Annotated in this window: 21 protein-coding genes; 13 read left to right on the forward strand and 8 right to left on the reverse strand. The window is 68.6% G+C overall.

Annotated features, from left to right (window positions below):
- Nucleotides 1-11: 11 nt before the first annotated feature.
- A complete protein-coding gene (locus KEG38_RS12040) occupies nt 12-230 on the reverse strand; it encodes a hypothetical protein (protein WP_272419512.1) in 219 nt (72 codons plus the stop codon).
- Between the two features lie 188 nt (nt 231-418).
- Between KEG38_RS12040 and KEG38_RS12045 the strand changes: the two genes are divergently transcribed.
- The 3 genes from KEG38_RS12045 to KEG38_RS12055 are packed head-to-tail and all read left to right on the forward strand — an operon-like array spanning nt 419 to nt 3,377.
- Complete coding sequence (locus KEG38_RS12045) at nt 419-1,819, forward strand: phosphomannomutase/phosphoglucomutase (protein ID WP_272419513.1); 1,401 nt, start codon at nt 419-421, stop codon at nt 1,817-1,819.
- On the forward strand, nt 1,816-2,706 hold the full coding sequence (gene prmC / locus KEG38_RS12050) for a peptide chain release factor N(5)-glutamine methyltransferase (protein WP_272419515.1): 891 nt from the start codon (nt 1,816-1,818) through the stop codon (nt 2,704-2,706). Before KEG38_RS12045 ends, prmC begins: the two co-directional genes overlap by 4 nt.
- Before the next feature lie 56 nt (nt 2,707-2,762).
- Nucleotides 2,763-3,377, forward strand: coding sequence for a DUF4272 domain-containing protein (locus KEG38_RS12055; protein ID WP_272419516.1), 615 nt, complete (start codon nt 2,763-2,765; stop codon nt 3,375-3,377).
- A gap of 15 nt (nt 3,378-3,392) precedes the next feature.
- Here the strand turns inward: KEG38_RS12055 and KEG38_RS12060 are convergent, their stop codons facing one another.
- A complete protein-coding gene (locus KEG38_RS12060; RefSeq protein WP_272419517.1) occupies nt 3,393-4,163 on the reverse strand; it encodes a hypothetical protein in 771 nt (256 codons plus the stop codon).
- 30 nt (nt 4,164-4,193) lie between these two features.
- On the opposite strand from KEG38_RS12060, the gene KEG38_RS12065 reads away from it, so the two are divergent.
- Nucleotides 4,194-6,548 (forward strand): radical SAM protein, encoded by a 2,355-nt coding sequence (locus KEG38_RS12065; RefSeq protein ID WP_272419518.1) that lies wholly within the window; start codon nt 4,194-4,196, stop codon nt 6,546-6,548.
- Here the strand turns inward: KEG38_RS12065 and KEG38_RS12070 are convergent.
- Nucleotides 6,481-7,344, reverse strand: coding sequence for a ZIP family metal transporter (locus tag KEG38_RS12070; protein ID WP_272419520.1), 864 nt, complete (start codon nt 7,342-7,344; stop codon nt 6,481-6,483). The two genes, KEG38_RS12065 and KEG38_RS12070, sit on opposite strands and share 68 nt — an antisense overlap.
- 127 nt (nt 7,345-7,471) lie before the next feature.
- Between KEG38_RS12070 and KEG38_RS12075 the strand changes: the two genes are divergently transcribed.
- The 4 genes from KEG38_RS12075 to KEG38_RS12090 all read left to right on the forward strand — a co-directional run bounded on the left by KEG38_RS12075 (nt 7,472) and on the right by KEG38_RS12090 (nt 9,476).
- Entirely contained in the window at nt 7,472-7,822 is a 351-nt protein-coding gene (locus KEG38_RS12075) for a hypothetical protein (protein ID WP_272419521.1), read from the forward strand.
- Nucleotides 7,819-8,181 carry a hypothetical protein gene (locus KEG38_RS12080; protein WP_272419522.1) on the forward strand — a complete coding sequence of 121 codons (363 nt, stop codon included), beginning with the start codon at nt 7,819-7,821 and terminating at the stop codon, nt 8,179-8,181. The genes KEG38_RS12075 and KEG38_RS12080 overlap by 4 nt, the downstream gene beginning before the upstream one ends.
- Nucleotides 8,182-8,258: 77 nt before the next feature.
- Nucleotides 8,259-8,663 carry an encapsulin-associated ferritin-like protein gene (locus tag KEG38_RS12085; protein WP_272419523.1) on the forward strand — a complete coding sequence of 135 codons (405 nt, stop codon included), beginning with the start codon at nt 8,259-8,261 and terminating at the stop codon, nt 8,661-8,663.
- A gap of 3 nt (nt 8,664-8,666) precedes the next feature.
- Nucleotides 8,667-9,476 carry a family 1 encapsulin nanocompartment shell protein gene (locus tag KEG38_RS12090; RefSeq protein ID WP_272419524.1) on the forward strand — a complete coding sequence of 270 codons (810 nt, stop codon included), beginning with the start codon at nt 8,667-8,669 and terminating at the stop codon, nt 9,474-9,476.
- Nucleotides 9,477-9,575: 99 nt separating this feature from the next.
- Here the strand turns inward: KEG38_RS12090 and KEG38_RS12095 are convergent, their stop codons facing one another.
- Nucleotides 9,576-9,710, reverse strand: coding sequence for a hypothetical protein (locus tag KEG38_RS12095; protein ID WP_272419525.1), 135 nt, complete (start codon nt 9,708-9,710; stop codon nt 9,576-9,578).
- Between KEG38_RS12095 and KEG38_RS12100 the strand changes: the two genes are divergently transcribed.
- Together KEG38_RS12100 and KEG38_RS12105 are read left to right on the forward strand one after the other, a co-directional pair.
- Nucleotides 9,709-10,038 (forward strand): hypothetical protein, encoded by a 330-nt coding sequence (locus KEG38_RS12100; RefSeq protein ID WP_272419526.1) that lies wholly within the window; start codon nt 9,709-9,711, stop codon nt 10,036-10,038. The two genes, KEG38_RS12095 and KEG38_RS12100, sit on opposite strands and share 2 nt — an antisense overlap.
- Before the next feature lie 20 nt (nt 10,039-10,058).
- Nucleotides 10,059-10,715: a hypothetical protein gene (locus KEG38_RS12105; protein ID WP_272419527.1), complete on the forward strand. Its 657-nt coding sequence runs from the start codon at nt 10,059-10,061 to the stop codon at nt 10,713-10,715.
- Nucleotides 10,716-10,767: 52 nt separating this feature from the next.
- On the opposite strand, the gene ggt is transcribed toward KEG38_RS12105, so the two are convergent.
- Both ggt and lpxC read right to left on the reverse strand, forming a co-directional pair.
- A complete protein-coding gene (ggt, locus tag KEG38_RS12110) occupies nt 10,768-12,672 on the reverse strand; it encodes a gamma-glutamyltransferase (RefSeq protein WP_272419528.1) in 1,905 nt (634 codons plus the stop codon).
- Between the two features lie 81 nt (nt 12,673-12,753).
- The gene (gene lpxC, locus KEG38_RS12115) at nt 12,754-13,587 is read right to left on the reverse strand and encodes a UDP-3-O-acyl-N-acetylglucosamine deacetylase (protein WP_272419529.1); all 834 of its coding nucleotides are present in this window, start codon (nt 13,585-13,587) and stop codon (nt 12,754-12,756) included.
- A 146-nt stretch (nt 13,588-13,733) separates the two neighbouring features.
- On the opposite strand from lpxC, the gene KEG38_RS12120 reads away from it, so the two are divergent.
- Both KEG38_RS12120 and KEG38_RS12125 read left to right on the forward strand, forming a co-directional pair.
- Entirely contained in the window at nt 13,734-14,684 is a 951-nt protein-coding gene (locus tag KEG38_RS12120) for a diacylglycerol/lipid kinase family protein (protein WP_272419530.1), read from the forward strand.
- Nucleotides 14,685-14,747: 63 nt separating this feature from the next.
- The gene (locus KEG38_RS12125; RefSeq protein ID WP_272419531.1) at nt 14,748-15,950 is read left to right on the forward strand and encodes a ketopantoate reductase family protein; all 1,203 of its coding nucleotides are present in this window, start codon (nt 14,748-14,750) and stop codon (nt 15,948-15,950) included.
- Here the strand turns inward: KEG38_RS12125 and KEG38_RS12130 are convergent.
- Both KEG38_RS12130 and KEG38_RS12135 read right to left on the reverse strand, forming a co-directional pair.
- The gene (locus tag KEG38_RS12130; protein WP_272419532.1) at nt 15,945-17,543 is read right to left on the reverse strand and encodes a DUF8614 domain-containing protein; all 1,599 of its coding nucleotides are present in this window, start codon (nt 17,541-17,543) and stop codon (nt 15,945-15,947) included. The two genes, KEG38_RS12125 and KEG38_RS12130, sit on opposite strands and share 6 nt — an antisense overlap.
- Before the next feature lie 189 nt (nt 17,544-17,732).
- Nucleotides 17,733-17,876 (reverse strand): hypothetical protein, encoded by a 144-nt coding sequence (locus KEG38_RS12135; RefSeq protein ID WP_272419533.1) that lies wholly within the window; start codon nt 17,874-17,876, stop codon nt 17,733-17,735.
- 86 nt (nt 17,877-17,962) lie between these two features.
- Between KEG38_RS12135 and KEG38_RS12140 the strand changes: the two genes are divergently transcribed.
- Nucleotides 17,963-19,879, forward strand: coding sequence for a hypothetical protein (locus tag KEG38_RS12140; RefSeq protein ID WP_272419534.1), 1,917 nt, complete (start codon nt 17,963-17,965; stop codon nt 19,877-19,879).
- Nucleotides 19,880-19,897: the final 18 nt, after the last annotated feature.

The following is a 19,897-nucleotide window of genomic DNA, read 5'->3' on the forward strand; positions in this document are numbered from 1 at the left end:
CTCGCCCTCCTTCACAGCGGGCGCCAAGCGAGGCGCCGACGCCGACGCACCACGGCCGACACGATCCCGAGGAGCAAGAGCCCTCCGATCGTGACCGCGGCGCGCACGATGTTCTTGCGCATCGAGCCGGCGCTCGATTTCAGCATCGACGAGACACGACTGAGATCCGCGACGAGGCGCTCCTTCGCCAGCTCCAGCCTGTGCTCGAGCGCTCGTCGCTGTTCGTCCACGGGGATCATCGTCGTACCCCTCGCCCTCAAATCCTGGTCGCTGACACGGTTCACGCCCGGCGAACGTGCAAGCCGCGTTCCCTACCTGTGCGGCGCGTGTGCGCAGCGAGCGGCCGCGGCCACAGGCGAACTTTGGGGTTTCGTTCCCTCGCCCGACGTGCCAAATCGGCCGGCGAGTAGGCATCCTCATGAAGATTCCGCGCCACATCTTCCGCGAGTACGACATCCGCGGCGTCGCCGAGCGCGACCTCTCTGACGACCTCGCCCGCGAGCTCGGCCGCGCCTTTGCGTTCGTTCTTCGCAAGGACGTGGAGACCCCGCGCGTCGCCGTCGCGCGTGACGGACGCCTGTCGAGTGATCGCCTCTTCGCGGCGCTCACCGAGGGCCTGCTCGCGGGCGGCGCCGACGTGATCTACGTCGGCGTGGGACCAACGCCGATGCTCTACTTCGCCGCGCATCACCTGGAGACGCACGGCGCGGTGATGATCACCGCGAGCCACAATCCCGCGCCCGACAACGGCTTCAAAATGATGCGCGGCAAGGGCTCGTTCTACGGCAAAGACATCCAGGCCCTCGCCGACCTCATCGAGCAAGAAGCCGCGCTCGCCGCGCCGCCCGCCGCGCGCGGCGAGCTCAGCGAGACCAGCGTCCAGGATGCGTACATCACGTCCGTCCGCCGATCGAGCCGCCTCGCCCGCACCGACGTTCGTTTCGTCGTCGACGCTGGCAACGGCGCGGCCGGGCCGCTCGGCGTCGCGACGCTCTCCGCGCTCGGCCTCTCGCCCGAGGCGCTCTATTGCGACATCGACGGCCGCTTCCCGAACCATCACCCCGACCCCACGGTCCCTGCGAACCTCGCCGCGCTGCGCGAGCGCGTGCTCGCCACGGGCGCCACGCTCGGCGTCGCGTGGGACGGCGACGGCGATCGCATCGGCGCGATCGACGAGACGGGCGAGGTCGTCTGGGGGGACAAACTGCTCCTGCTCTACGCCCGCGCCCTGCTCCGCGAACATCCCGGCGCCACGATCCTCGGCGAGGTGAAGTGCTCCGAGACGCTCTACGCCGACATCACGAAGCACGGCGGACGGCCGATCGTGTGGAAGACGGGGCACTCGCTGATCAAGACGAAGATGAAGGAAGAACACGCGCTCCTCGCAGGCGAGATGAGCGGCCACATGTTCTTCGCGGACCGCTGGCCGGGCTTCGACGACGCGATCTACGCGACGGTGCGCCTCGTGGAGATCGTCGCCTCCGAGGGCAAGACGCTGCGCGAGCTGCTCGCCGACGTGCCGTCGACGTTCGCCACGCCGGAGATCCGCGTGGATTGCCCGGACGCGGTCAAGTTCGACGTCGTCGCGGCCGTCGTCGCGCACTACCGCGGCAAGCGGCCCGTGCTCGACATCGACGGCGGGCGCTTCGATTTCGGCGAGGGCGCGTGGGGCCTCTGCCGCGCGTCGAACACGCAGCCCGTGCTCGTGCTGCGCTTCGAGGCGGCCACGCCCGAGCGGCGCGACGAGATCCGGGCGGAGGTCGAGGGCGTGGTCGCAGACGCGATCCGCCGCGCGACCGAGGCAGGCGGCTGCCCGTGACGGCGACGCGCGCCGAGGCACCGGGCGAGACGTGGACGATCCGTCGCGTGCTCGCATGGGCGGTGGACGACCTCAAGAAGCGAGGTTTTTCCTCGGCGCGCCTCGATGCCGAGCTCTTACTCTGCCACGTCCTTCGCACCGACCGCATCAAGCTCATCGTCGACGCCGAGCGCCCACTCGACAAGGCCGAGCTCGGCAAGTACCGCGAGCTCTACCAGCGCCGCCGCGCCGGTGAGCCGATCGCGTACCTGCTCGGCGTACGCGAGTTCTACGGCAGGCCTTTCCGCGTCGATCGGCGTGTCCTCATCCCGCGCCCCGACACCGAGACGCTCGTCGAGGTTGCGCTCGCGCGCACGAGGCACATCGACCTCTCGGCGCGCGTCCTCGACCTCTGCACGGGCTCCGGCTGCGTCGCGATCTCGCTCGCGCGTGAGCGTCCGACCACGTGTGTCCTCGGGCTCGACCTTTCGCCGGATGCGGTTACCGTCGCGCGGGAGAACGTCGTGCGCCTCGGCGCCACGAACTGTGCGATCGGCGTCTCGGACCTTTTCTCCGCGCTCGAAGGCCGCGGCGCCGTCTTCGACCTCATCACGGCGAACCCGCCGTACATCCCGGAGGCCGAGATCGACACGCTCGCGGTGGACATCCGCGGCTTCGAGCCGCACCTCGCGCTCTCGGGCGGGGCGGACGGGCTCGTGCTGCTCCGGCGCATCGCCGCGGAGGCGCCGCGGTACCTCGCTCCGGGCGGCGTGATCGCGGTCGAGGTGATGTCCGGCCAGGCGCCCGACGTGAGCGAGCTTTTTGCCGCGCAGGGTTTCACGGAGATCGAAATCCAAAAAGACCTCGGCGGGCACGATCGAATCGTATCCGGAGTTTTTCGACCATGAGGGCGCCCGGGGGTCGCGCGTCGGGGGATTCGCCCTTGGATGGCGAGGCGTTGCGCATGATCCGCCAGCGCTCCCTCTTCATGGCGCGGCGGCTCGGCTATCCGGTCGACGTGAGCTTGCCGCTGATCACGGACCGCGGAGTTTTACGGGACAAGGACGAGGTCGTCGATCGCATGCTCGCGCTCGACGCGGTGATCGCCTGCGCCTCCGGGATGCCGCCCGAGATCGCATTGGAGTGGGTGTCCGAGATCGGCATCACGGGCTCGCTCTCGCCCTCGGAGGCGCGTGTCCTCGAAGGTCGCGCGGAGGAAGTGCCTGCGGGCCTGCTCGACCGCATGGAGGCGCTCTGGGCGCTCGGCTGGTCGGCCTCGCTCTTCCGGGCCCTCGATTTTTCGCGCATCTGCGGCCCCGAGCTCGGGATGATCTTCGGCGAGCTCGACGACGCCCGCGACGTGCGCGCCTTGCGCAAGCGCAGCCGATTGCGCCGCCACGAGGAGGTCCTCGCCGCCTGCGACCTCGCCCGCTGCTTGCACCGCGGAATCGAGATCGCCGCGCGGAAACGAATGAGCTTGCCGGGTAAGGTTCAGCCGAACGTCATTCTGGAGCGGAGGAAGGCGCTCGAATGGTTGCTCGGCGAAGAGGAGTGGGATGAGGTGTTCGTCGGGGTTTGAGCCCGCCGGCGCGCTTCACTTCTGCCGCGGATAAAACGCCGTCCGCCACCCGAGCACGAAGGCCCCGCCGCGGATCGAATTGCCGTACATGTAATCGTACGCGAGATACGGCCCCATCCCGACCTTCGACCCGAACCGGAACCCCTCGAAAAACACCCCGGCCCCGAGCGCCGAGGTCAAACCTCCGTCGACGAGCAACGTGTCCTGGTCGTCGGCCGGCGTCACGATCGCCGTCCCCACGCCCGTCTCCACCATCAGCCCGAGGTCGCGCAGTGCTCCGCCGAGCGAGTAGAGCGGAAAGATCTCCGTGTGAAACCCGACCATCCCGCTGAACATGACCTTGTCGCCCGCGTCGATCCCGAGCGACCCGAACGTCAGGCCGAACGTCAAGAAATCCCGCAAGGCCACGCCCACCCACGCACGCGCGCCGAAGCCCGCGCCGATCCCCGTGTCCGTGTAGTAGCGGAGCAGGCCGATCTTCGTCGGATCGTTCGGGAACCCCGCCGTGCTGCCGAGCGACGCGCCGATCGCGAGACCAAACGTAAAACTGCTTCGCCGCTCCGGCGTCACCACGCGTAACGTCGGGTCGTTCGGATCTTCGAGGCCGCTCGTTCCGAGCGTCCGCACGCCGGCCTCTTCCTTCTTTGCCTCGGCCGCCGCCTCCGTCGTGCTCCGGCCGCCGCGCGGGCCTTGTTGCGCGCTCGAAGGCGAGGTCCACGACGTGATCGCCGCGGTGAGGGCGATGGACAGAGCGGCCACTTTTTTCGGGGAAACAACCTTCGCCATGCGGAGCCCTTCCCTTATACGATACGGCCGATGTCCCGCATCGCGATCGTCTTCCCTCCGATCCGCGTCTCGCGCGACTTCATCGACTACCCGTACTTCGCCGACCTCGGCGCCCTCCAGGCCGCCGCCGTCTTGCGCGCGTCGGGCTTCGAGGTCGACCTCGTCGACGCGCTCGCGATGGAGGGCGCGACGCTCGCGAGCCACGACGATGACCCGGGCTACGTGCAGCTCGGCGCGCCGCTCGACAAGGTCCTCGCGCGTGTCTCCGACGAGAGCGACGCCGTCCTCGTCGCGTACACGCCGTTTCACAGGCCGCCCTCGCGCGACGATCTGCTTGGGAAGCTCCTCGCTGGTCTCGCCGCGCATCGTCCGGATCGTCCCCTTGTCTTGGCAGACCTCTACCAGAGCGGCCAGCACGTCGTCGACGTCCCGTCGAGCGAGATCCTCGCCGCCTATCCGGAGGTCTCCGCCCTGATCCGCTACGAGGCCGAAGGCGTGCTCGCACGGGTTTTTTCCGATCTCGTACGACAAGGCCGGCCGAAAGAACCGTTCGCCCTGGTCCCCGAGGAGCCGCCGCGCCTCGACGACCTGCCCTTGCCCGCGTGGGACCTCGTCGATCTGCCGGCCTACTTCGCCTTCCACGAGGCCACGATCCGCGGCCTCGGCCGGCCTCACTGGGCCTTCCCGATCGACGGGAGGAGCGCGCCGATCCTCACGAGCCGCGGCTGCCCCTACCGCTGCGTGCACTGCTCCTCGAACCCCACGGCCCGCAAGGATGGCGAGCTCGTCCGGCCGAAGACCCAGCGCCGCTACGGCCCCGCCTACCTCGACCGCCTCCTGGGCGACCTCGCCGCGCGCGGCGTGCGTCGCGTCCACCTGCTCGACGAGCTCGTGAACGTGAACGAGCGGCACTTCGACGTGGTGCTCGATCTCCTCGAAAAGCACGATCTACGCTTCGAGATCCCGAACGGCGTGCGTGCCGACTACGTCCTTCCGCGCCACGTCGAGGCCATGAAGGGCCGCATGACCACGCTCAGCGTGAGCGCGGAGAGCGGCGTGCAGCGCGTCGTCGACGAGGTCGTGGACAAGCAGCTCGACCTCGGCGCCATCAAGGAAGCGGCGAAGCGCGCGCACGAGGTCTCGCTCCCGATGCTCGTGCACTTCATGATCGGTTTGCCCGGCGAGACGAAGCGCGACATCAACGGCACGCTCGCCTTCGCGCTCGACCTCTTCGAGGAGACGGGCGCGTTTCCAAGCGTGCAGTTCGCCACGCCGCTGCCCGGCACGCGCCTCGGCGCCGAGGCCAAGAAGAAGGGTCGCGCGCTGCCCGTCGTGAACGACTGGGGCCCGCGTTTCCAGCAAACGCCCACGATCGAGACCGACGCCTTCACCGCGGAGGACCTCCGCCGCTTCAAGTGGACGTTCGATCAACGCATCGGCGCCTCGCAGGGGCCGAAGAAGGTGATCATGAACGTCACCTACAAGTGCAACAACCGCTGCACGTTCTGCGCGACCGGCACGCGCACGCAGTTCGACGGCGACGTCGATCGGCAACGCGAGCTGCTCGTGAAGTACCGAAAGCTCGGCGTCACGCTGCTCGACTTCGACGGCGGCGAGCCCACGCTCAATCCGAACCTCGTCCGCCTCGTGCAGTTCGCCCGCCGCATCGGCTACGAGCGCGTCAACGTCACCACGAACGCACGCATGTCGAGCTACGAGGAGTTCGCGAAGAAGCTCGTCCACTCCGGCGTCACCTCGATCCTCACGAGCATCCACGGCCCCGACGCGCAGACGCACGCGCAGAACGTGGGCGTCGCCGAGGCCTTCGATCAGACCATCGCGGGCGTGAAAAACTTCGTCCGCCTTGCGCCGCCCGGCGTCGAGCTCGGCGCGAACATCACGATCACGAAGTCGAACCACAAGAAGCTGCACGACGTCGCCGCGCTCGTCTTCGATCTCGGCCTGCGCTGGTTCAACATCCAGTTCCTCACGCCCTTCGGCCGCGCGACGAGCTCGGTCTGTCCGGACACGAGCGTCGCGGCGAAGGAGACGATGCGCGTCATCGACGACTTCCGCGATCGCATGAAGATCCAGGTCATCAATCTGCCCTTTTGCTTCATGCCCGGCTACGAAGAGTTCCTCCTCGGCGACATGCTCAAGCTCGAGCGACACATGCTCTTCGTGAACAACGAGGAGGTGAACCTCTTCGAGTACCTGCGCGAGCGGCGCGTGAAAAAGCCCGTCTGCGCGACGTGCCCGCACGAGGTCTTCTGCGGCGGTTTTTACGAGCTCGAGGACGTCCCCGAGCCGACGTGGCTCATCCAGCCCGAGGATCTCGTCCGTCCGATCGCAGCGGATGTTCCGCGACCGTTCGCGCGCCACTGAGGAGCCCCTTCGCGACCACGGCCGCGACGAGCACCACGATGCCGAGGACCTTGAGCGGCCAGTCGAGGTAGAGCACCCAGCCGTCGTGCTCCAGGCTCACGAGCGCGAGCGAGAGCCCCACGAGCCCCGCCACGACCTCCGTCACCCGGCTCCGCGTGGTCTCCTCGCCCGTCTTCTTCGGCGTGTGCGAGAGCGCGTGCAGGAGCAGCCCCGCCACCGCGGCGATGAGCCACGGCCGGATCGAGGTGATCCGCGCCTCGCCCACGAGGTCGAGCGAGAGCGCGCCGCCCACGGTCGAGAGCGCGCAGCCGGCGAGCGTGAGCGCCGCGATGACCTTGCTCTTCGGCCCTGACACGTGGTCGAGCGCCTGGATCGCAACCACCATCGCGAGCGGCACCGTGTGCCCCGCGATCGCGAGCACGATCGTCGGGTGAAGCTCGGCCGCGCGCGCGAGCGACGCGACGGCCGTCCCCTCGCCGGCCTGGTGCAGCAGCACCGCGACGTACCCCATCACGAGCGTGGGACCGTCCGCGTGCGCGTGCGCATTCCGTTGCGGCACGAGCCGTTCGATCAGGAACGGCACGAGGAAGCCGGCCGCCGCGGCCGCGAGGGCCAACCAACCGGCATCGGCGATCGCCTCGGGCAAGAGGTGCAGGAGCGCGATCGCGGCCGAGCCGACCATCGCGAACGTCCCGAGGCCGGGCATGACGCGTTGCCCGTGGTCGCGCCAGATCGCGGCGATCCCGCCGAGCAGGACGGCGAGCGCGAGGACGGCGAGCCCGGCGGGGAGGGACACGGCGCGCGTCGTAGCATGAATTCGGGCCGGTCCGGTCGAGAGCCTTCTTCCCTCGCGGTGTGTCCCGGACAAGTGTACTGTCGGGCCCGTTCGTCGAGGGAGCGCCAAGCGGCGCGAGGGAGGATGGATGAACCCTGCAGAACGCGGTCTTTTGTCAGTGCTCGGGGGCGTCGCCACCGGGGTGCACGTCCTGGTGGCCATCGCGGTGCTCGTGCTGGGGCTCGTCCTCGTGCGGCCGGTGAACCAGAACGCGGGTTTGATCTTCGCGGGTGCTGGCGGCGTGCGGCTCTTCGGCCTCGGGCTTGATCTCATCCTCGACGCGATGACGGTGACGCCCGACGCGATCATGACCATGCACGCCATCGGCACCGTGATCTGGCTCGGTACGGGCACGGTCTTCTTCGGCGGGATCGCGTTCGGGTCGTACAAGCTCGCGGAAACGCGGCAGCAGAAGGGCGGTGGGGCATGGGCGGGATGAGCGGACTCGGGATGAGCCTGCTCGGCCTCGCGAGCGCGGGCGTGCTCACGCTGCTCGGGGTCGCCCTCGTCGTCGTGGGGCTCGGCACCGTGAAGAAGGTGCATGACCTCGCGGGGTTTTGCCTCGCGGGCGCGGGGGGGCTCATGACGGTCGCCTCGGTCTTGCGTCAGCTCATGAGTTTTGCGCTGAGCTTCGCGGGCATGGGGTTCGGGACGCTCTTCACGCTCTCGCAGATCCTCACGATGGGCATGCACATCCTCGCGGCCGTGCTCCTGCCGGTCTCGATCTTCCTGCTCGCGAACGCGGTGAAGCAGGGGGCCGGGCAGGTCCAGGCGCAGGGACCGCGCATCCACTACTGATCTCCGGCCGCGCCTGCCTGCACGGCCTTCACCCTCGACGCTCCGCAACTCGCGCCCGGCTCCGGCATCCGAAGGGCATGGGCAGTGAGACCTACCACGAGCCGTACGACGTCTTGTCGCCAGCGGCTCGCGACATGCACCGAGCGCTCTGGTCCCTCATCGAGGAGCTCGAGGCCATCGATTGGTACGCGCAACGCGCCGAGGTCACGAACGACGCGGAGCTTCGGGCCGTCCTCCTGCACAACCGTGCCGAGGAGATCGAGCACGCGATGATGAACCTCGAATGGATCCGCCGGCAGGATTCGTTATTTGACAAGAATATCCGCACCTATTTGTTGAAGGACGTCCCGATCACCGAGATCGAGGAGCGCGAGGAAGGAAAAGAAGGGGGCGGAGGCGAAAGCGAAGGCGCGGGTGCATCGCTGCCCGAGCGAGGTGGCTCGGGTCGTGGGCTCGGCATTGGCAGCTTGAGGGGGAGGTGAATCGTGGCCCTGGATCTGCTTCGTCGTGACCTCGCTCCGGTCCTGCCCGAGGCGCTCGCGCTCATCGACGCGGAGGCGCGGCGCGTGCTCCAGTTGAGCCTCGCGGCGCGCAAGCTCGTCGATTTCCGCGGGCCGTTCGGCTGGGGGTACGCCTCGGTCAATACGGGCCGACTCCGTCCGCTCGGCGAGGGCCCCGTGCCCGGCGTCTCCATTGGCCAGCGCCAGTCGCAGCCGCTCCTCGAGGTGCGCACGCCCATCGTGTTCGACCTCGCGGACCTCGACGCTGCGTCGCGCGGCGCGATCGACCTCGACCTGTCTCCGGTGGTGGAGGCGGCCGAGCGGATTGCGCGGGTCGAGGACGGCGCCATTTTTCATGGTTATGCCGAGGGCGACATTCACGGCATCGTGCAGAAGAGCCCGCACGCGCCCGTGCGTATTCCGACGGTCACGGCGTTCCCGGCCGCGGTCGTGCAGGCGAAGGAGGTTCTCCGATCGGCCGGCGTCACGGGTCCGTACGTGCTCGTGGCGGGCTCGCGTGAATACGACGAGCTCGCGGCGGGCTCGGACGACGGGTATCCGATCTTGAAGCGTATCGAGCGGCAGATCATCGATCACCCCGTCGTGTGGGCGCCTGCGCTCTCCGGCGCGGTGCTGCTCTCCGTGCGCGGCGGCGATTTCGAGCTCACGGTCGGGCAGGACCTCTCGATCGGATACGCGTACCACGAAAAACAGAAGGTCGAGCTCTTCCTGACCGAGTCGTTCACGTTCCGCGTCCTCGAGCCGCAGGCGGCCGTCGTCCTGCGCCGCGGCTAGAACATCGATCGGTTTGACAACCGCTCGATGCTCTAGCCTTCTTTCGTCCCGAGGGGGACGCCTCGCGTCCCCCTCTCGTCCGGGCAAAGCCCGTCCGATTCACCCCCCGAGGCGATCTCGCTTCGCGATCTCGCAGAGCGCCGAACCGTTCGGCGCTCTAGATCCCGCCTTCCGTTCGTCCTCGCCCTCGTGTACGGTGCCCTGCCGCCCGAACGGCAGGACCACCGGCCTCATGAAAAACCCCTCCCTGCGCGCGTTTGCCGCGCTCGTCCTCGCCTTGCCCCTCGTCGCCCTCGGCTGCTCGAAGGAAGCGAAGGCCAAGGGCACGCTCGAAAAGTACGAGGCGGTGTTCCGGGTATGCAAGGAGGAGACGGAGAAGGCGAAGCTTTCGCCCGGGGAGCATCGTTGCTCGCTCGTGGCGAGCATCGCCGTCGATCTCGGCCTCGAAGAGTCGGGGCTCGAGGAGCCGAAGCGGCGCGAGTTGCTCTCGGCCTGGCTCGAAAAAAAGGGGTTCGGGGCCCATTACCTGCCGCCGGAAAAGCGGCCCAAGGAAGAGCGCTGAAGGCGCGAGAAAGGTTTGTCATGTCCGAGGAAGGGATCGACGATCCGCGGAGCGTCCTGTCGCTCGCCGCGAACGAGCTCGGCGCGGGGCAATTCGAGGCTGCGCTCGCGCGTGTGAAAGCGCTCCAGCCGTCGCTTTCGGCCACGCCCGACCTGCTCGCGCCGTCGCGCGCGCTCGAAGCGCGGGCCCTCGCGAGCCTCGGGCGCGGGGAGGAGGCGCTCGCGGTGCTCGATCAAGGGCAGAAGGACGCCGAGGCGGCGAACCTGCCCGCGCACGTCGAGGGCCTCGGGCGGCTGCGGGCCGGGCTCGCGCAGGCGTTCGAGATGGAGCAGCTCGCGGCGATGTCGGCCGAGGATCTGGAACGACAAACCGACGATCCGGCCCAGCGCGCCGTGCTTTATTCGAACAAGATCGTGGCGTCGCTCGCCGTGGGCGACATCGAAGGCGCGCGCGAGCTCCTGCCGCGCGCCCGCGTGGCCGCCGAGCAGGCCGAGGATCCGGCCGCGCTCCTGCCCGTCCTGCTGGCGACGACGCAGCTCTGCGTGGCGACAGACGACGTGAAAACGGCGAAACGCGCGCTCGAAGCGGCCCGCAAGGTCGCCGAGGCGCACGAGCCGGACGTGATCCCGATGATCGATGAAATGGCGGGGTATCTCTTGCAGGACCCCGAAGCCTGATTCCCATCTCCCTCTCCCGCAGCGCGGGAGAGGGGCAGGGATGAGGGTTTTCCTATTTCGGCTCCACCACCATCGCGCTCCCGCCATTGCGGCGCACCGGCTCCGCGACGGCGGTCATCGTGCCATCGTCGTTCAAACGAATCGCCGTCGCCGCGCCGATGAGGCCCGCATCCGAAAACGCGTGGCCCTTGGCCTCTAGCGCCGTCGCCTCGGGCGAGCTCATGAACAGCGGCTCGGCGTTGCTCGTGGCGTTCGGCGCGTTTCGTTGCGACACGCGCGGCGCGGCCAGCGCCTCGTCGATCGGCATCTTGAAATCGAGGTGGTTCACGAGGATCTGCATCACCGTCGTGATGATCGTCGCGCCGCCGGGCGAGCCGATCGCGAGCACGGGCGCGCCGTTCGAGAGCACGATCGTCGGGCTCATGCTGCTGCGTGGCCGCTTGCCTGGCTCGAGCACGTTCGGGTGCGGCGTGTCCGGCGTGGCCGGGATGTTGAAATCGGTGAGCTCGTTGTTCAGCAAGAACCCGCGCCCCGGCACGACCATGCCATTGCCACCCTCGTATTCGATCGTGCAGGTGTACGAAACCCAGTTCCCGAACGAATCCGCCACCGTGATGTGCGTGGTCTCCGGATCGAGATCGGCGGGCGACTCCCCGGCATGAACCCAGGCCGGCGGCTTTGCTTTCGCGCCGCTCGGATCCACCTGGTGCGCGAACGGATTGCCCGCGGGCTTGGCCTCGGTGGAGGCCGTCGTCGCATCGATGAGCGCCCGCCGCTCGGCCGTGTATGCAGCGGAAAGCATTCCTTCCACGGGCACGTTCACGTACTCGGGATCGCCCATGAAGGTATTTCGATCCGCATACGTGAGACGGGAGGCTTCGAGCCACAAATGCAAAAAATCCGCTTTGCTCACCGAGGCCGGATCGAATCCTTCGAGCAGGTTCAGCGTCATGCCCGCGGTGAGCCCGCCGCTCGAAGGCAATCCGACCCCGAGGATCGTGAGCCCGCGATAGGTCGTTTGCACGGCGGGGCGCACGCGCGCCTCGTACGCCGAGAGGTCCGACAGGGCCATGAAGCCCGGCCGAGAGACGATCGTCGCGTCGGCCGTGAACGGCGGGTTCGTCACGGTCGAGACGATGTCCTTGCCGATGTCGCCGTCGTAAAACACGGCCGGGCCGTTCTTCGCGATGAGCTCGTACGTCGCGGCGAGGTCCGGGTTCGTGAAGATCGAGCCGACCGGGAAGGGATCGCCGGCCGCGTTCAAGAAGAGCGCGCGTGTGCTCTGGATCTGCCGGAATCGATCGATGTTGCGTGTCGTCTGATCGAAGAACGTCGCGTCGACGTCGAACCCCTTCTTGGCCACGAAAATGGCGAGCTTCAGCGCGTCGGCGAGCGGGAGTTTTCCATAACGACGCAGCGCCTCGTCCCAGCCGCGCAGCGTGCCCGGCACGCCGACCGAGAGGCCGCTCGTGAGCAGATCGTTGAATACAATGGGCGCGCCGTTCTCGTAATACGCCGTGTGCTTCATTCCTTGCGGCGTCGTCTCGCGGTGGTCGATCACCACGGCCTGCTTCTTGTCGGCGAGCCATACGAGCATGAACCCACCGCCGCCGATGCCGCACGAAAATGGATCGGTCACGCCGAGCGTCGCGGCTGCGGCGACGGCCGCGTCGATCGCATTGCCGCCGGCCTTGAGCGCCTCGATCGCGGCCCACGTCCCGCGGTGGTCCACCGTGGCCGCGGCGCCGCCCTTCCCGGCGGCGGTCGGCACGAACATCGTGGGCGGCACCGGATCGGGCGGCGGCTCGGCGTCGGTCCCCCCGTCCATCGGTTCGGGCCCGGCGTCGTTTCCGCCGCCACCCGCGTCCGGATTCGTGGTGGGAGGGGTCGGCTGCGAATCGAGCGAGCAGCCGAGGAGCGTGGCCGCAAGAAGAAGAGCGAGATTCGTGTGACGCATGGCGTCGAGGAGAACACGGCCACGAGGGCGAATCCATCGGGAAATGACGAATTCGCGGACCGTCCCGAACGCGGCGTTCGGTTAGCCTCCTTCGGAGAGCCGCCTCGCCAGCCGCACGTGGAGCGCGTGCCCTGCCTTGAACGCGAGGTAATGCGCTCGCGGCAGCGGATCCAGGAGCGAAAGATCTCCCACGAAATCCAGCAGCTTGTGGCGCGCGGGCTCATCCGGAAAGCGCAGCGGCCCGTTCAGCCATTTCTCCTCGTCGCAGACGATGGCCGTATCGAGGCTCGCCCCCGCGAGCAGGCCCCGCGCCCGCATCGCCTCGACGTCGGAAACCACCCCGAACGTCCGCGCCGGTGCCACCTGCGCCAAAAATCGCTCGGGCGAGGCCACGAACGACGCCCATTGCTCGCCGATCGGCGCCGCGTCGAACGCGATTCCACAGGAAAAACGTAATTCCGGGGAGGGGATCGCCGCGACGAACGCGTCACCGCTCGAAGGCACCCAGATCGGCGCCTCCAGGACCGTTTGCAGCCGCGGCGCATATGCCGCCGAGAGCCCGACGCGCGCGATCGCCTCGGCCCATGGCAGCGCCGAGCCGTCGAGGATCGGCACCTCGGGCCCCGTGATCTCGATACACGCGTCGTCCACGCCCATCCCCGCGAGCGCGGCCAGCAAATGCTCCGGCGTTCGTACCTGCGCCTCGCCATTCGCGAGCGTCGTCGACCGCGTCGTATCGACGACGAACGCCGCGCGTGCCCGGACCACCGGCTCGAAAGGCAGATCCTTCCGCACGAAAAAGCGCCCTTCGCCTGCCGCGACGGGGCGGATTCGCGCTTCCACGTGCGCCCCCGTGTGCAGGCCTCGTCCCGCGAGCACGACATCTTCGGCTACGGTTTTTCGCTTTTCGACCATTGTTCGTTCGTGGGGGCTTCGGTCTTCGTCGCGTCATCGTCCCCCTGCGGCAGGCGCGAAAAACATTTCGCGGCGCGCCTGAGAGTGGAGAACGAGGCCGGTTCGATCTTGTGGCGCGCGGTCATGTCGTGGCAAGGGTTAGGTCGATGAAGCCGCTTCTCATCGTGAACCCCCAGTCGGCGGGAGGAAAGACGGGCGCGCTCTTCGAGAAGATGCGCGGGCCGATCGAGCGTCACCTCGGGCACGTCGACGTCGTGTTCACCGAACGTTCTCGGCACGCGGTCGACATCGCGCGCGAGGCGGCGAACGAGGGGCGGGAGATGGTGGTCTCCGTCGGCGGCGACGGCTCGATCCACGAGGTCGTCTGCGGGCTCATGGAGGCGCGCGACGCGGGCAAGAAGCTCCCGAAGTTCGGCATCATCGGCGCCGGCACGGGCGGCGACTACCGGCGCACGCTCGGCTTCGAGAACCGCCTCGATCGTTATTGCGAGGCCATCGCCGAGGGCAAGACGCGCGCGGTGGACATCGGACGATTCTCCTACGCGACGCACACGGGCGAGCGGAAAAGTTCTTACTTCGTGAACATCCTCTCCGTCGGCATGAGCGGCCTCGTCGATCAGCTCGTGGCCGAGTCGACGCGCACGCTCGGCGGCACGATGGCGTATTTCACGTCCTCGGTGAAAGGCCTCGCGCGGAGCGTCGTGGGCCGCGTCAAATGCACGATATGGCGGGAGGACGGCTCGCGCGAGGAGACGATCGAGACCCGTTGCATGGCGATCTGCAACGGCCGGTACTTCGGCAGCGGCATGCAGGTCGCGCCGATGGCGCACCCGGACGACGGGCTCTTCGACGTCGTCGACCTCGGCGCCGCCTCGCGCCTGCGCTTTTTCATGGTCTCGTCGCGCATGTACACCGGCACGCACGTGCACTCGCTCGATGTGAAGCACTACCGCTGCGAGCGCATCCAATTGGAACTTTTGAACGAGGACGTCGCGGATCGTTTCCTGCTCGACGTCGACGGCGAGCCGCTCGGCCGCTTGCCTTTGGAGATCGAGATGGTGCCCGGCGCCATCGAGGTCCTCGTCCCCAAGCAATAATGCGTTGCGGCATTGCGGAATGGGCTCGCGTCGCCCGCCATTCGATGTAGAATCGAACGTCCCATGAGCCAAGACGGCGTCTCGAGCGGCGCGCGCTCCTCTGGACCGCGCTTTCTGGTCGTTGGATGTGGCGGAATCGGTGGCCTCGTGGCCGCGCACCTGTTCGCAGGTGGGCACGACGTCACGGCGCTGACCACGAATACACGGATCGCGGACGCGATCAATACGAAAGGCCTGCGTGTCCTCGGCGAGAACAGCCCCGGCGCCGTGCGCGGTCGGGCCCTCACCGAGCTTCTGCCGGGCACCGAGCCGTTCGATTACATCCTGCTCGCCACGCAGCCGCCACAGGTGGAAGAAGCCGCTCGTGGCGTCTTGCCGTTCCTCGCGGAGACGGGCGCGATGGTGACGTTCCAGAACGGCCTCTGCGAGCCGCGCCTCGCGCAGATCGCGGGCCCGGAGCGGGTGCTCGGCGGCGTCGTCGCGTGGGGCGCGTCGATGATCGAGCCCGGCGTGTACGAACGCACGTCCCCCGGGGGGTTTGTCCTGGGCCGCATGGACGGGCAGCCGGACGACAGGTTGTATCCGCTGGCGAAGGCGCTCGGCTCGATCGGCGAGACGATCATCACGGACAACCTCGCCGGCGCGCGCTGGTCGAAGCTCGCGATCAACTGCGCGATCAGCTCGCTCGGCGCGCTTGGCGGCGACAGGCTCGGCGCGCTTTTGCGCCATCGCTTCATTCGACGGCTCACGCTGGAAATCATGACCGAGGTCGTGCTCGTGGCGCGCGCCTCGGGCGTGAAGCTGCAAAAGGTCTCGGGCACGCTCGATCTCGACTGGATCGCGCTCTCCGACGCCGATCGGATGGCCGTCGCGTCGCCCTCGCTCTTCGCGAAGCACGCCATTTTGCTCGCGGTGGGCACGCGCTTCCGCAAGATGCGCTCGTCGATGCTCGCCGCCATCGAGCGGGGCCGGCCGCCCGCCGTGGATTTCTTGAACGGGGAAATCACGAGCCGTGGCCTCTCGCTCGGCATCGCGACGCCCATCAATGCGGCCATCCAGGCCGAGGTGCACGCGCTCGCCGCGAACCGCACGCCGCCGTCGCTCGCGCTTTGCCGCGCGCTTTATGAGCGGACGCGTTCGCTCGTGAATGCGCCGTTCTCGATCCCGCCGCCCCCCGCGGAGGCGGATCCGGCCGCGCTCGACCCGGAGATCCCGCCGCCGCCCCGCAAGGCGACGGCGTCCCGCATCTCTTCGCTCGAACTATGACGTGACGCCGACAAGGCGTTCGGCCGCCGGATAGATCGGACGGATATCCACGGGGATATCGCCGAGCTTGCCGAGCGCGCGCGCGAGCGGCTCGCTCATCACGCCGTATTTCGACAGCATGGCCCGCGCGCCTTCCTTGTCGCCGCGGGCCTGCACGAGGAGGATTTCGCCGAGCAGCGCGCGGATCGCGCCGGGCACCTTTTCGTGATCGATCGAGAAGAGCCCGCTCGACGTATCTTCACGGATCACGCCTTTCTCCATCAGCCAGTGGAGCTGGAGCGCCGTCCCTTTGCCGTGCGCCTCCTCGATGCCGAAGCGCGTCGCGCGGAACATGCCGGCGAGGAACGTGGAGAAGAGCGCGGAGCGCCCCTCGGCGGCCAGGACGCCACGATCCATCAAAAAGAGGATGTTGTAGATCCCCATCACGTCCGCCTTCGCCTCCTCGAACGGCGAATGCAGCTCCTCGAGCCGCAGCCGCACCTCCGTCGAGGTGCCGTCCACGACGATTCGGCCCGGTCCGAGGCCGTGCGAGAGCTCGTGCAAGAGCGTGTGATGGAAGAAGGCGTCCGCCGAGAGGCGCGAGAGCTCCTCGGCCGCGAGGACCCGCGCCGCGATCGGCTTCAGGATCCCCTCGAATTTTGCCTTCATCACGTTGCGGAGCAGGACATTCTTGCTGCCCTTCGCCTCGCGCACCCGCTCGTCATTGGGCAGGTTGAACGCGAGCGTCTGCACGCCCGCCCTCGTATCGCCGGCCGAATACACGAGGTCGGCCACGCGAATCGGCGAATCGGTGCCGCGGTTCGGGTTCTTGTGCTCGTCCGGGATCGGGAGGTTTTGCTCCATCGCCGGAAGCTCGGACTTCAATCGCGCGAGCGTGCCGCTCGCCGACGGGTCGATCACGGTCACGAACGAGGTGAACGCGGCCTTGTACCCGAAGAGCCGATCTTCATACGTCTCGTACGGACCGATCGTGACCTCCACGCGGCTCTCCATGTCCATCCAGGCGAGGTCGCTCTCGTAATACTCGTCCGCCCCGAGCGCCTTCACCACCGCGCCGAGATACCGCGCGAGCCCCGCGTCCTTCGTCGCCGCCGCGGCCTTTCCGAGCTCCGCGACGACGGGCGCGAGCAGCGACCGGAACGCCGTCGAATACGGAATCGTGACGAGCCCTTTTTCCCCGCGCTGGACGAGCGTGTAGAGGCTCCGCAGCGCGTCGGCCTCGGCTGGATGCGCGGCGATCCATGCCTCGAACTCGTCCTTCGTCATGTCGACCGGGTAATACCCCGCGCCCGGCGGCCGGAGCATTTCGCCCACGAACGGCTCCTGATCGAGCCGATCCCAGGGTCCGGCCGAGAGATCGAAATACGCGAGCGCGTCCTTTGCGAGCGGCGACGTCTCCTTCGCCAGCTCCGCGCGCATCTCCGGCGCCTCCGCGAATGATTGCCGCAGGAAGATCGCGTCGATCGGCAGCGACGCGCGGACGAGGTGCAAAAGAACCTCGCGCTCGTCCGGCGTGAGCACGTCGAGGTCGGCGTCGATGGGCGTGGGCACGAAGCGCGCGAGGCGCGCCGAAACATCGGGCAGGATGTGCATGGCTCCGGCGGGGAGATGTAGTCGGATCAGGGAGCCTTGGCGAGGTCCATCCTCGGTTGCTGGATCTCGGCCCGACCGAGTTCGTCTCCTCGTAATGGTCCCCGGCCGCCTGGACGCAGCATTCGTATCGGCCGCGTCCTCGCCGCGCGTCAAAATGGGCGACGCCGCGGCGCGTTCATCCCTCGGTCCTCAGCGCGACCACTGCGATTGCTGATTGTTTTGCCGCGCCGCGCAGCCGCAGCCCGGATCGGCTGCGGGAGGCGGCGCCCGGTGCGAGGAGCAGCCTGCGAGGAGGGCCGAGAGCGCGACGAGAGCAAGGAGGAAGTGGCGCATGGCTGCCATCGTTTCCGAGCCGATGCGGCAGGTCAAGCGCCCGCGCTTTTCTCGGGGTGCGCTTCGGCGATAGCCTCTCGTTTCGCATGGGACGAAACCTCGGACCCCGCATCCGGCGCGTGGTCCTCTCCAAGGAAGGCCTCGCCCACGTCGAGCGACGCGGCAGCGCGGACGGTAGCTTCGAGCTCCCCTTCGGCCGCGCCGAGCTCGGCGAGGTTCTCCGGTCGCTCGTGGTCTGGGTCGAGCGCGGCGAGGGTCGAACGACGGCGCTCGCCTTCGACGCGCCCGAAGACCCGGACGCCGCGCTCGCCGAACGAAAACTGCGCTTCGAGCCAGGGACGACGCTGCGCGGCATCGTGCACGCCGCGCGGGGTCGGCGCGTGCGGACCTTCGGGAGCGACGGGCCGATCGAGGGCGAGGTGCTCGGCTTCGAAGAATCGACGAGCGGGCAAGGGCCACGCAGGTGGCTACTCCTGCGCACGGGAGCCGGGCAGATCGAGGTCGTCGACATGGCGTCCGTGCGGCAGATCGAGCTCGCCGATCCCGCGCTGCAAGGGAGCCTCGACGTGCTCGTGAGTCGCGGGCGGGCCTCGGCAGGTGGAGATGGTCGCGCCGTGCGCGTCGGCCTCGCGGGTCGTGTGGAGGACGTGCGCGTGCTCTACGTCGTGCCCGCGGCGCCGTTTCAGCTCTCGTACAGGCTCGCGCTCGCGGGCGCGGAGGCGCGGCTCTTCGCGTTCGCGCTCGTGCAGAACCCGCTCGACGAGGATCTCGAAGACGTGGAGCTCGTGCTGTCGTCCGCGCAGGCGGCCGCGGCGTCGAGTGATTCGTACGGGCGCGGCGATCGACGGATCGACGACGAAACCGAGAACGCGACCAAGCTCGAACGCACGCGCAGGGCGCACGGCCAGCCCGCCACGATCCGCGCGGCCGCGCCGCTCGGCACCCTCGTCGCGCTCGCGGGGCGCGCGCCGGAGCGCATCGACGATGCCGACACGATGGACACCGAGCAAGCGGCCGCCGAGCTCGCCGCCGTGGCCGCCGCCGAGCCGAGGGAGTGGGTCGCCGAAGGACCCGTCTCCATCCCGCGCCGCGGCGCCGCGATGATCCCCGTGCTCGCCACGAGCGTCCGCGTGCGCAAGGAGCGCCTCTTCCGCGAGGGCGCAGGACCCAGCCCCGACCTCGTGCTCTGCTTCGACAACGACACCGGCGTGCGCCTCGACGAGGGCCGATGCGCGGTCTACGACGAGGGCCGCTACGTCGGCGAATCCGCGATCGGAGCCGCGACGCGCGGCGCGCTCGTGCGTGTCTCGTTCACGAAGGACCCGGGCGTTCGTTGCCACCGCACGAGCCGCAAGGACACGACCTTCGCGGGCGTCGTCTTCGAGGCGGGCGGCCTCATCGAGCAGCGGCGCGTCGAGGAGCGTCACGCCTACTGCGTCCGCAGCGATCACTCGACGGTCGTGGACGTCGTGATCGAGATTCCGCGCAAAGACGGCCGCACGCTCACGGCCGAGGGCCTCACGCCCCTCGCCGAGACGCCGCGCGTCACGCGCTTCCGCGTCGAGGTCCCGCCGCGCGGCGAGGCGACGATCGAGGTGCGCGAGGTGTGGACCGAGTCGACGCGCCTCGCCTACGAGTCGGTCGAGCCCGGGCAGATCGAGACCTGGCGCGCCTCCGGGCGGGTTGCCGCTTCGCGGCTCGACGTGCTCTCCGAGCTTTCCCGCAACGTCGAGGAAGCGACGCAGCTCGAGGCCGAGCGGATGCGGCTCGATCGTGAGCTCGTCGAGGTCTACACCCGGCACGGAAAGATCGCCGAGCAGCTCGCGGTGCTGCGTGACGCGGGCCCGGAGGGGGCGCTGCGCGCGCGGTACGTGAGCGAGCTCGACGCCATGCAGCAGCGCATCGGCCCGATGGAGACGGAGATGCGCAGGCTCCGGGACGAGGCCGAGACGCGGAGGCGCGCTGCGGAGCGAGCGCTCGCGAGCCTCGCGCAATGCGCGTAACGCGCTTCGACGAACGCG

Origin of the sequence: Polyangium jinanense (assembly GCF_028435265.1) — a bacterium.
Taxonomy (GTDB): Bacteria; Myxococcota_A; Polyangia; order Polyangiales; family Polyangiaceae; genus Polyangium; species Polyangium jinanense.